Below are 11,513 nucleotides of genomic sequence, written 5' to 3'. Positions count from 1 at the left end.
CTGCCTTGCTAGTTCTTGCATTCGATTCCGAAACCACCGGGATTCCGCACACCAACCTACCGCTCGACCACCCGGCTCAGCCGCGGATGGTGCAACTCGGTGCGGTTCTATGTGATCTGCAGGGCCGGGAGCTGAAGACGATGAGCACTCTGATCAAGCCCGATGGCTGGGAGGTCGACTACGACAGCGAACTGGTCCATGGCTGGACCACGGAGGACTGTGAATTCCTCGGCATCCCGGTGGCAGATGCGATTTCAGAGTTTTCCCGCATGGCCGCAGAGGCCGACCTGGTGACGGCCCACCACCTGGCCTTCGATCGGCGGATTCTGGAAATCGAAAAGGCCCACAATCCGGGGATCGCGTTGCCTGGATTTCCGGGCGTGTGCACGATGGAGCTCTCGGCGCCCATTGTCGGAATACCCTATAGGGGCGGGTATAAGTGGCCATCGCTGGTTGAGGCCGTGAACTGCCTCACAGCAGGCACCATCACCGATGATGATCTGCACGATGCGTTGGATGACGCACGCTACTGCATGCAGGTCACGATGGCGCTCATCGAGATGGGATTGGTGGCATCCGACCTGATCTGACAGCTTTCAGGCCAGGTTTCGGTTGAATGTGCTGACGCCATCTCTAAGTCGGTAGACCTTCGCAGGGCGGCGATTGACACCTTGGCTCACTTCTCCAGTGTCCTCCAAGAAGTTGAGGTCGGATACCTTGCGCCGGAACGCGCTGGGCGCAAGGCGGGTGTCGAGAGCGATTTCGTATGCCTTGTGCATTTCCGCAAGCGTGAAGGTATTATGGAGGAAGGAAGCCGGCAGGCTCGAGTACGCTCCCTTACCACGCAGACGCGAGACGGCATCAGCCACGATTTGGGCGTGGTCAAAAGCAAGCGGGGGGAGGTGGCTTACTGCCATGAGCCGGAGATCTTCTCCTACTTCAACACCAAGGTGGTCAAAAGGTACGAGCGCCAGGTGCGCTACCGAGAGAGACCAGCCGCGAGGATCGCGATCCGGGCCAGAATAGGTCGCCAGCTGCTCGACGTAGTAGCCTGAGGTGCCGGTCTTATCTTCCAGGATACGCTTGATCGAAGCGGTCGTGTCACGATCGTCGTCGGTATGGATGAAGCCGCCGGGGAGGGCCCAGCCACCCTTGAACGGGTTATTGGTGCGACGATGGACCAATAGCTTAAGTTGGCCATCTTCGATGGTAAGAACGACCGCATCCACGGTAGCGATGGGCTGTGAGTAGTCTTGGCTCGCGCTCATGAGAAGGCCTATCCAGAAGTCACCTCAAAGATATTGGATAGATTATGAAGTTGCAAGATGAGTATTGCACCTTGTTTGCCACTATAGAGCAACAAGAACGTTATGAGGCGCAGGCTATGGTGAGGTTATTCGGCCGCCATGGGAAGCGGAGCGCCCAGCGGGTATGGGGTCTTGTCCGTGAGATAGACGACACGCATCCGGTGCTCGACCTTGCCGCCGTCAACTATCGCTTCGAGCGGTCCTTTTAGAAGGAGCCATGGATGTAAGTCAAAGATCTTCGATCGATTGATTGCGGTTTCGATCTGGCTGATCAAGCGTGGGTTGAAGGTGAACGCCATGTGCCGCTGAGGGCCGCATTCAACATCGAGGAGGGCTATTTGGCCCATGCGTCCTTGCTTGAGACGGAGACGCTTCAAGCGACCTATGTGTTCAGGCCACTCAGGGAACATGCCTGGAGTCGCAATTTTTGAGAGCGGTTCCGCCGTGGTCATGACTGACTCATTTCTGCTGCTCGTGTCGTGCGGACCCCTCCTACAAGGCAAGATGCCAAAAGCCAAGCCATTCATAACACCCTGTGTTGGAGAGTAGGCTTGTTGAACCCGTCCGTTCCTTGGAAAGAAAGAATAGACAGGAGACGGTCCAGACTTGGAGGACCGTTCTTCTCACCGCGGGTGGAGAAGAATTTCTCTTGAAATTGCAAAATACATTTTGCACATTGCAACCGGAACCAAGGAGGTTGCCATGCAGCAACTCACAGCACGAGAAATTCTCGACATGACCTTGTCGGAGGTACCGGAGAGATTGTCGGTACCCAAGACAGACGTTCGCAAGGCGCTCACGAAACTCTTGAGGACATGGCACCCAGACGTGAGTACGGACCCGCGTGCTGAGGAAGTGTTTGAACACGTGGTTTCCCTCCGAGACAGGCAAGCCAACTCGGGCAAAGTGGCGAATGCAGATCTCGGGGAACGCATCCTGAAAACGCGGTCGGGACACCGGATCCGGACCGTGCCATTGAGTTCCACGACCGTCGACCAAGGGGAGGTGTTCGTTGGTCGAGAGAGCTACGCCATGCTCTTTGGGTCTGATTTCAGCGACATGGCGCAAGCCGAGCTGAGAGCGATTGAGGGCTTCCGTTTCGCCAACCAGGCAATGAGGGACCAGATGTCCTTCAGCCTTCCGGACCTGGTTCGGAAGGAAGACCTCGAGGATGGGGGAGGGCTAGTGGTGGTTCGCAAGACGGCTGAGGAAATTCTGCTCTCCGATGTCCTGAGGCTACGCGGGGCGATTCCGGATAAGCATTTGGCTTGGATCGCGTCGGGGTTGCTCAACATCACGGCGTGGCTTGAGTACGCCGCTCTGGTGCATGGTGCGATCTCGACCGAGCATGTGCTAGTCGACCCCGTGAAGCACAGCGTTCGTTTGGCCGGGGGCTGGTGCTTCGCGACTTCGGTAGGAGAACGTCCTGTTGCTCTGCCGGGGCGTACGCTGGATCTGATGCCACGCATGGGCATTCCGGGTACTCCGGCTGAGACCACTCTCGATCGCGAGTTGGTTCGCCAGACGATCCGTGAGGCGGCAGGCGATCCAAGGGGAACCAATGGCGGAGTAGCCGCTCTGCCGGAGAAGATGAGCCGGTGGTTGCAAATGGCACCGACCGCGAAGGCGGTGGACGACTATTCCCGCTGGCAGGCAGCGCTGGAGGCAGCGTGGGGGCCGAGGACTTTCGTGAAATGGGATCTTCGGGCGGCCTCGATCTACGGTTGATGAAGGTGAAGGGAAGGTGAAGGGAAGGTGAAGGGAAGGTGAAGAAATCTAACAAAGTGCAAAATGTATCTTGCAACTTGATGCCGCTGGATCCATGTTACAAACACACCAAGTGAAGGAGGTCCGATATGGGAAACGGACGTTGGAGCGCACAGGATTGGCAAACGTACAGCTCGGCTTCGGTCGCGGGTAAGAGCCAACAACAGATTTTCACCTCGCGCCATATGCAGGATCAATACAATCCGGCGTTGATCACCATGCGTGAAAGCCGTGACAGCGCGGACAACCCGCAGGCGACGCCGATCATCCTTGCATCGGATGTCACCGGCTCGATGGGTCTGATTGCTGAAAAGCTCATGCGCGAAGGTCTCAACACCCTTGCGACCGAGATCTACGATCGCAAGCCGGTGAGTGATCCGCACATCATGATCATGGGTGTCGGAGATGCCAAAACTGACCAGGCGCCGCTTCAGGTCACCCAATTCGAGGCAGACATTCGGGTTGCTGAACAGGCCCGCGAACTCTGGCTCGAAGGCTACGGGGGAGGCAACGGCGGCGAAAGCTACATGGCGGCGCACCTTTTCGCTGCGACAAAGGTCTCTGCAGATGCCTGGGAAAAGCATGGACGGAAAGGGTACCTCGTCACAATCGGCGATGAGCCAGTGCATGACGGCATGACCCGAGATGAGATCCAGCGCGTGCTGGGCATCTCGGCCGAAGCAGACCTTTCCGCCCGGGAAATCCTCGCGATGGCAGAACGGAACTGGGAGGTCTTCCACATTGTGCTGGCCAATGAGGGTTATGCCCGAGGACGCGTCGACCGTGTTCTCGACACCTGGAAGCCGCTCCTGCCGGAACGCACTATCCAACTGCAGGACGTGGACGCGCTTGCCGAAACCGTCGTTTCCCTGATTCAGGTGAACGAAGGTGCGAGGCCAGCCGATGTCGCTGCGAGCTGGTCCGGCTCCACCGCCATGGTAGTCGCAGACGCCCTGAAAGGGATGCCTGCTCGCACCGGCCGCGGCGGTGGTCTCCAGCGCCTGCGCTGACTACAGGGTTGCCGCCCAGCGCGATTGGGCGGCAACCGTCTCTGGAAAGGATAGATGATGACCAAGCCCGCATATGCAGTCATTGGGGCAAACTGGGGCGATGAAGGAAAGGGGCTCGCAGTTGATGCGCTTTCGGCGTCTCTAGCTTCCGAGGGCAAAGACGTCCTCGTCGTACGCTCCAACGGAGGAGCGCAGGCCGGCCACGGTGTTGAGCGGCCAGACGGCAGGCGGCATGTGTTCCACCACGTCGGGGCAGGAACCTTCGCTGGAGCGAGTACGCACCTCTCGCAGTTCTTCGTGGCGCACCCGATGCTGTTTTCGGCTGAGCTCTTTGACCTGCGGGTGTTGGGCGCGTCCCCGCGTCGGGTCACGATCGACCCCCGGGCGCCGGTCACCACACCGTGGGATATGGCGCTCAATCAAGCCGTAGAACTTCAGCGCGCTGGTGGCCGCCATGGATCTACAGGGCTTGGCTTTGGGGAGACGCTCGAGAGACATGAACGGGGACCGAAGCTTCTTGCCGGCGATCTCTGGGTAGGGGGCCTGCGGGGGAAACTGGAAGGAATTCAGAATGTCTGGGTGAAAGAGCGGGCCATCGAACTCGGTATCGATTTGCAGAACTCACCGGTGTCCGGTGTCCTCGATGGCAGTCTGCCAGTGATCGACAAATTCCTCGAGGACTGCGACCGCTTCCTGCAGAGCGTCGAGCTGATGGATGATGCAGGTATCTCTCACAATGAAACTGTCCTCTTTGAAGGTGCCCAAGGCCTTCAGCTCGACATGGACTATGGTGTGTTCCCGCACGTGACGCGATCGTACACGGGTCTGCGCAATATGCTGGAGATCGCCGGGGAGGCTGGTATCGATGTGATCAAGCCGCTCTACATGACGAGAGCCTATGCCACCCGCCACGGAGCCGGGCCACTTCCCTTTGAGGCCGACGGGACAATCGGTTGGGCGGACATCGTGGACCTGACCAATGCGCCCAACGACTGGCAGGGGGTGATCCGACACGCGCCTCTGGATGCCGATCTTCTTGCTGCAACGATCGCACGGGACGTGGCGCTTGCTGAAGGCACGGGCATCGAGATCGACGCGGGCCTTGGCGTCTCCTGTCTGGATCAACTGAAGTCCATTGGCGTGGTCGGTGTTGGCGGCGTCCAGCGACAGGTGACGAGAGATGTGATCGCCGGCGAGCTTGCGGAGATTGCCGGCTTGCCACTTCGCCTGTCTTCCTATGGGCCGGTTCGGGAACGGGTGCGTCTGGCTTGCTATGAACGCAACGCTGCCACGGTCACGCTGAACTGCGTGTAGAAATAGACCATGAAGACGAGAGCTTACCGATTGGCTTCTTCGTCCTCATCCATCACCTTTCTAAGTGCCGATCTTTGATCTGCGGGCAAACTCCGGATGAGTTGAAGGACCACGTCTGTCAGCAGGAAAGCGGTGGCACCTGCAGCCGCCCCAGCACCAGCAGCTTTCAAGACGGCAGCGCTTAGAGGGGGTCTGGAGGGAACTTGGACATCGAAATAGTCGGTCCTGGGGAGTGCCTCATGAAAGGTCGGCGCCTTAAGACGCAATAGGAGCATCCTGTCCATCAAGATCATGAAGGCCAAAACCGCAACCACGATCAGAAGAATCAACCCGACGAGAAGATCACTGGCCTGGAGCGAAGTGGGGAGGTCGGTCATCATGATCGGATACTCCGAGCGGTTACCTGTCTTTCAGAAAAACGTAGCATGAGATGTCGAGTGTGCAATGGGTAGCCCTATCCGTTTGCGCGAGTGGGGATCAAATAGTTGAGAAAACTTTGGGCGTCTCGAGCCTCGCGGTTCTTTCGGGCCTTAAGTTTTACAGCCAAACGTTGGTTAGACCACGCGCCTGCGAAGATGACACTTGTCGCAATAAAGCCGAGCCCGAGGACGACAGGAGCAACCGGAACCAGTGCTGATCCGAAGACAGCTGCCCCCGCTAGGCCCCCGGTCCCGAACATGGCTGCACCTGAAGCTGTCATTACGATGTCTAGTCTAGGAATTGCACCTTCGGCGTTCTCGGCATCCTCCTTGGCAGTTGAGATTACCCGGGTGAGGTACCTGTCAAGATAGTCTAGAAGGTCCACTAGGTAGTTGGCATGGAGTGCGCCAGGCTCATAGAGCGCATTGCGAAAAGCCCTTTGAAGCCGGTCACTTTCAGCGTAAGCCGTCATTGAGCTAGCGAAATCAGCGCTCAACGACCGAGAGACGTGCCTGCCGCTCATTTCGAGCTGATGAATTTCGATCAGCAGCTCAATCAAGTCTTGAGGATCTAAGATGGCCATTTTCGAGAAATGCCGCTGCTGAAAATTCCCGTTCGGCAAAGTTTACCCAGAAGACGAAGTCGATCAAGAATTTCTGTGGCAGTCGGCGTTGTTTCTCAGAAAACCTCTTCTTCATGATCCACGCGCATCTCCAGTTCACTAGAACGGAGAGCAAGCATCCATGGGCATCGCGACGATCAAGGCCGGACTGGCGTCTGCTTTTGGCAACCTGATGAAGAAGAACATGGACTCGTTCTTCTTCCTCGAGACCGGCATCTCGGGCACGAAGTACGTGGTATCGGCCGACGGATCGATCATGTCGATCATCCGCATCGATGGTCTGAAGAAGATGGCGGGCGCCGAGGAGATGGTTGGCGTCATCGACAAGATGAACCTCAAGCTGTCCAGCTACTTCGATCAGTCGGGGCACGCGCTTCAGGTCTGGTTTTCTCGCGATCCGGATGCTTCGCAGGATTTGGTGGCATCCCTGAATCACCCCGCCCGGGTGGTTGCTGAAAAGCTCAAGCTGGAATTGGGAGACCTGTTCGACGAGCGTGAAACCCACCTTTCCAAGTTCATCACCCAGGAAGGATGCTACCTGGCGCTTTGGACGCGTCCGTCGGTTCTGACCAAAACGGAGCTCGAGAGCATCAAGCATGAGACCAAGCGGCCCGATAAATGGCCGATGGCAATCAGCACTCAGGACATTTTCAGAGCATCCCGGCAACTCGTGACCCGTCACGACAGCTTCGTGACCTCCTTCCTGAGCGACCTTAGGGAGTTGTCTCTGAGGGCAGAGGCCCTTGAAGCGCATGATGCCCTGGCTGCAGTGCGGACATCGCTCTACCCGGACCTGCTCGGCTCCAATTGGAGGCCTGCGCTGCCCGGCGACAATGTCTCTGTCAGGAATCCCGCCTGGGCCAAGGGGGATGCCAGCCACCTCTTCGTGCCCCCGCTCAGGGACCAGATGTTCTCCCGCGGGGGAGAGGTGCTGTCGCCAAGGATCGTTCGGGTCGGCCGCTACAACTTTGCCACCCTCGATATGACCGTGGGACCCCAGGATGTCAGGCCGTTTTCAGAGCTTCTGAACCGGATGATCACTGGCAATGAGTTTCCGTGGCGCACCAGCTTTCTGCTCGAGGGCAATGGCCTGTCCGGTGAGATGCAGGTGAAATCTACCCTGGCCGCTGTCGTCGGCTTCACGAACTCTGAAAACAAGCAAATCCGGGACTCCATCGAAGCGATGCAGGCGCTCAAGAAGAGCGGTGACGAGGTTGTCGTACGTTTCAGAGTTTCCTTCGCGACCTGGGCACCGGTCGACAACATCCAGCTCCTCGAGGAGCGGGTCTCGCAGTTGCAGCGATCGGTGGAGAGCTGGGGCTACTGCGGTGTGTCTTCAGGTTCAGGGGACCCTCTGGCCTCGTTCATGTCCTCCGCGCTGGGCGTCGACGTGGCCTCCACGGCGAATGCAGGTGCCCCGCCGATGAAGGATGCCCTCTACATGATGCCCTGGAACCGGGATGCCTCGCCTTGGGAGAAGGGCTCAGTACTCTTCCGTACCAATGACGGACGCCCCTGGCCCTATGAGCCCGGGTCTTCTAAGCAGACGACATATATCGACCTGGTCTTTGCTCCGCCGGGCTACGCAAAGTCGGTGTTCCTGAATACGACCAACCTGGCGCTTTGCCTGTCGCCCAGCGCGACAACCTCTTCGTCCGGCACCCAGCTGCCGCGGATCGCCATCCTCGACGTGGGGCCGAGCTCGTCGGGTCTGATCTCGCTGATCAAGGAGGCTCTGCCGCCAAGCAAGAGGCACCTGGCTCAGTACAAGCGCCTGCGCATGATCAAGGATCACGCGATCAACCCGTTTGACACGCAGCTTGGATGCCGTCGTCCGCTGCCGGTGGAGCGTGCCTTCCTCGTGAACTTCCTGTCGATCCTCGGAACCCCGGTTGGGGACAAAACACCCCCAAGCGGGCTTTCAGACCTCGCAGGGATGGTGGTCGACGAAGTCTACAAAGAGTTCGACGACAAGGAGCGACGCGGCAATCCCAAGCGTTACACCTCGCAAGAGGATCTAGAGGTCGATGCGACGCTTGCCAAGCATGACATCGTTCTCAGTGACGCGCCAACCTGGTGGGAAGTGGTGGACCGCCTGTTCGAGGTGGGAGAGCTGCATGTCGCTTCGCTTGCCCAGCGCTTCGCGGTGCCATTGGTTGAAGACCTGAACGTCGTCGTCCGCAAACGGCAGATTCAGGATGTCCATGGTTCTGCGAGGACAGGCACCGGTGAAGCATTGGTTGATGTCTTCCAGAGGATGATTTCCTCGGCCTTGACCGAATACAGCATCCTGACGATCCCGACCCGTTTTGACATCGGTGACAGCCGGGTGGTGTCTCTGGACATCGATGAGGCAGCTCCGAAGGGTGGCGCGCCGGCGGAGAAGCAGACGGCGCTTGTCTACATGTTGGCGCGCTTTGTCCTGGCTCGAGACTTCTACCTCAATGAGGATGTCGTGAATCTGATGCCTGAGGACTATCGGCGTCACCATTCAAAGCGCATCAGCGCCCTTCGCGAGATGCCCAAGAAGATCGTCATGGACGAATTCCACCGCACAAAGGCGACGCCCCAGGTGCGGGACCAGGTGATGATCGACCTTCGCGAGGGCCGGAAGTGGGGTGTTCACATCGCGCTCGCTTCGCAGCTTCTGGATGACTTCGACGATGATATGGTGGACATGGCCACTGGCGTCTGGATCATGGGTGTGGGCACCGAGAGGGCGGCCAAGAAGGCAAGCGGCGTCTTCGGTCTGTCCCCTGCCGCGAACCGTGTGCTGAGAACCCAGTTGAACGGCCCGGGGCCGAAAGGGGCGCCCTTCCTGGCCTTGCTCAACATGAAGGACGGCTCGCACGAGCACCTTCTTTACAACACGCTTGGTCCGATGGAGCTGTGGGCCTTCTCTACCGATCCAAGCGATGCCCGTGTCCGGAACCGCCTCTACGAAATGGTCGGTCCGCTCGAAGCGCGCCGGCGGCTGGCAAAGCAGTTCCCCAACGGGAGCGCAGTTCCTGAAATTGAACGTCGGAAGGCCCGTCTTGCAGAGCAGGGCGCAAATCATGACGACGGCGAGGGTGTGATCGAAGACCTCGCCCAAGAGCTCGCTAGGGGGTAGCCATGCCGGTAACACGCGCGCAGAAGGCCGCGGCCACGCATTCCAAGGGACACGCTCTTGTCCTGGCGGGGCCGGGAACAGGGAAGACCACGACGCTGATCGAGCGGTGCCGCGTGCTTGTTCGCGCTGGAGTACCGCTCGACGCGATGTTTGTCAGCACCTTTACGGCCAAGGCAGCCACGGAGATCCGTGATCGTCTGCGTGTGTCTCTGGCAGGAAGCGGCGAGGGCACGGTCAATCGCGATGAGATCCTGAAATCTGCTCACATCGGCACCTTCCACTCCTTGTGCGCCCGCCTGCTCAAACGGTTTCCGACCGATATCGGCCTTCCATATGATTTCGAGATCATCGGTGAAGAGGACCAGCGGCAGCTGCTCTACGATCTGGAGATCGAGTGGGACGAGGAGGAGGGGAACTACGTCGACATGATCTCGCGCTGGAAGGATCAGGGCCGATCCCCAGAGCAGGCACTCGAGGAGGCCCGGAAGCTCAATGACAAGTTCACCGTCGGGGCAGCAAAGGCTTACGCGCGCTACGAGGTGACACGTCAGGAGCGGGCGCGTGTCGATTTCTCTGATTTGATCACGCTGTCGACAAAGATCCTGAAATGTGGCGGACGCGGACAGAAGTGGTTCCACGGAAACTTCAGTCACTTCGTGGTGGACGAGTTCCAGGACAGCAACCGGACGCAGATCGAGTTCCTGCAGGCCGCGCTGGGCCCTCATGGGCAGCTTTGGGCAGTGGGGGACGAGAACCAGTCTCTCTATGAATGGCGTGGCAGCAGTCCGAGGTACTGCCTCGAATTTCAGAAAATCTTCCCAGGCGCCAAGCTGTACCAGCTCAACGAGGGCTTCAGGTGCAGCCCGCAGATCATCCGGATGTCTTCGCAGGTCATCTCCAAGAACCGCTCGCGCTATGACAAGACCCTCAAGCCAGCCCGCAAGGCTCGCAACGGAGAGTTCGTCCTCTTCAAGGGGTTTGCGACCCATGATGCTGAGGCAGACTGGATCGCCAAGCAGCTGGCGAAGTACCAGAGAAAGGGCGGCAAGCTGTCCAAGACCGCGGTACTTTTCAGAACAGCGAGCGTGGCCAACGCGATTCAGAGGCAGCTGGAAAAGCAGATGATCCCCTTCCGCCTCTCGGGGGCAGGCTCCTTCTGGACGCTGCCGGAGGTCTCGCTCTATGTGACGTCTGTTGCTGCGATCGCAGGGGATCGTCGGTTCGACATCAGGAATGGCTTCGGTCGCACCAAGGCGGGTTTCAAATGTCGTTCGTTGGCCGAGCACCTGACCGGCGAGCCCGCACGGGTTGTCGCCGAGCCGCTTGCACGGGTGCTCTATGAACATCGGCCGAGAAGTCTCGATGCGGAGCGTGGCGCGAGTTGGATGGCGTCGGTGGAAGCCGCCAGCAGCCTGCTGCTGGACTTCGACAACACCAAGGGATTCCTGGACTACGTCCACGAGCGCACCAACGAGGAGACTGCGAGGGCCGAGGACTTCGTGACACTGAGCACTCTGCATTCAGCCAAGGGCCTTGAGTGGGATATGGTGTTCGTGGCCGGATGTGAGCACGACCTGCTTCCGCACTTCAAGAGCACCAATGTCGAGGAGGAGCGCCGGCTTTTCTATGTCGGGATGACCCGAGCAAGAGGACAGCTTGTCATGAGCTACGCGCGAAGGCGGAACGACAAGGCGAAAAAGCCGTCTCCGTTCCTCAAGGAAGCCGCTTTGCCGACCGAGAAGAATGTTGGCGTGTTCAAGTGGAGCGACCCTACCGATACCAAGGACGCAATCGCTACAGGGAAGTCGGAATCCAAGGATAGTCTACCTGCAAAAACCCGACATGACACCTCCCGTCGGCGCACCTACCGCCACCGCGGAGGAAAGTCTCTGATTTCTCCGGAGGAGCGGGGGCAAGGGTGAGGGAATTTATCCTTTCAAATTTCGCCGGCCTGCAATAGA

Annotated in this window: 9 protein-coding genes; 6 read left to right on the top strand and 3 right to left on the bottom strand. The window is 58.8% G+C overall.

From position 1 onward, the window contains the following. The first annotated feature begins 5 nt into the window (after positions 1–5). Positions 6–590, top strand: a complete 585-nt coding sequence (locus G0D83_RS24860; protein WP_164197259.1) for a 3'-5' exonuclease — start codon at positions 6–8, stop codon at positions 588–590. A gap of 6 nt (positions 591–596) precedes the next feature. On the opposite strand, the gene G0D83_RS24855 is transcribed toward G0D83_RS24860, so the two are convergent. Then, a complete protein-coding gene (locus G0D83_RS24855; protein WP_164197258.1) occupies positions 597–1,268 on the bottom strand; it encodes an NUDIX domain-containing protein in 672 nt (223 codons plus the stop codon). Between the two features lie 125 nt (positions 1,269–1,393). Next, complete coding sequence (locus G0D83_RS24850; RefSeq protein WP_164197257.1) at positions 1,394–1,759, bottom strand: hypothetical protein; 366 nt, start codon at positions 1,757–1,759, stop codon at positions 1,394–1,396. Positions 1,760–2,009: 250 nt separating this feature from the next. On the opposite strand from G0D83_RS24850, the gene G0D83_RS24845 reads away from it, so the two are divergent. The 3 genes from G0D83_RS24845 (at position 2,010) to G0D83_RS24835 (ending at position 5,398) form a co-directional block, all read left to right on the top strand. Next, complete coding sequence (locus G0D83_RS24845; RefSeq protein ID WP_164197256.1) at positions 2,010–3,035, top strand: hypothetical protein; 1,026 nt, start codon at positions 2,010–2,012, stop codon at positions 3,033–3,035. Between the two features lie 128 nt (positions 3,036–3,163). Continuing rightward, complete coding sequence (locus G0D83_RS24840; protein ID WP_164197255.1) at positions 3,164–4,084, top strand: hypothetical protein; 921 nt, start codon at positions 3,164–3,166, stop codon at positions 4,082–4,084. Positions 4,085–4,138: 54 nt separating this feature from the next. Beyond that, on the top strand, positions 4,139–5,398 hold the full coding sequence (locus G0D83_RS24835; protein ID WP_203595654.1) for an adenylosuccinate synthetase: 1,260 nt from the start codon (positions 4,139–4,141) through the stop codon (positions 5,396–5,398). A 23-nt stretch (positions 5,399–5,421) separates the two neighbouring features. Here the strand turns inward: G0D83_RS24835 and G0D83_RS24830 are convergent, their stop codons facing one another. Continuing rightward, positions 5,422–5,778: a hypothetical protein gene (locus tag G0D83_RS24830; protein WP_164197254.1), complete on the bottom strand. Its 357-nt coding sequence runs from the start codon at positions 5,776–5,778 to the stop codon at positions 5,422–5,424. Between the two features lie 783 nt (positions 5,779–6,561). Between G0D83_RS24830 and G0D83_RS24825 the strand changes: the two genes are divergently transcribed. Both G0D83_RS24825 and G0D83_RS24820 read left to right on the top strand, forming a co-directional pair. Beyond that, complete coding sequence (locus G0D83_RS24825) at positions 6,562–9,552, top strand: ATP-binding protein (RefSeq protein ID WP_164197253.1); 2,991 nt, start codon at positions 6,562–6,564, stop codon at positions 9,550–9,552. Between the two features lie 2 nt (positions 9,553–9,554). Beyond that, on the top strand, positions 9,555–11,474 hold the full coding sequence (locus G0D83_RS24820; RefSeq protein WP_164197252.1) for an ATP-dependent helicase: 1,920 nt from the start codon (positions 9,555–9,557) through the stop codon (positions 11,472–11,474). Positions 11,475–11,513: the final 39 nt, after the last annotated feature.

It is taken from the genome of Salipiger sp. PrR003 (assembly GCF_010500785.1).
Classification (GTDB): domain Bacteria; phylum Pseudomonadota; class Alphaproteobacteria; order Rhodobacterales; family Rhodobacteraceae; genus Salipiger; species Salipiger pacificus_A.
Note: the sequence above shows the minus strand (reverse complement) of the source record. Positions and strands in the feature narration are given on the sequence as shown.

Bases quoted from the DNA above. Each gene is read 5' to 3' on its own strand.
- G0D83_RS24855 (WP_164197258.1), bottom strand. From the start codon at position 1,268: ATGAGCGCGAGCCAAGACTACTCACAGCCCATCGCTACCGTGGATGCG.
- G0D83_RS24850 (WP_164197257.1), bottom strand. From the start codon at position 1,759: ATGACCACGGCGGAACCGCTCTCAAAAATTGCGACTCCAGGCATGTTC.
- G0D83_RS24845 (WP_164197256.1), top strand. From the start codon at position 2,010: ATGCAGCAACTCACAGCACGAGAAATTCTCGACATGACCTTGTCGGAG.
- G0D83_RS24840 (WP_164197255.1), top strand. From the start codon at position 3,164: ATGGGAAACGGACGTTGGAGCGCACAGGATTGGCAAACGTACAGCTCG.
- G0D83_RS24835 (WP_203595654.1), top strand. From the start codon at position 4,139: ATGATGACCAAGCCCGCATATGCAGTCATTGGGGCAAACTGGGGCGAT.
- G0D83_RS24830 (WP_164197254.1), bottom strand. From the start codon at position 5,778: ATGATGACCGACCTCCCCACTTCGCTCCAGGCCAGTGATCTTCTCGTC.
- G0D83_RS24825 (WP_164197253.1), top strand. From the start codon at position 6,562: ATGGGCATCGCGACGATCAAGGCCGGACTGGCGTCTGCTTTTGGCAAC.
- G0D83_RS24820 (WP_164197252.1), top strand. From the start codon at position 9,555: ATGCCGGTAACACGCGCGCAGAAGGCCGCGGCCACGCATTCCAAGGGA.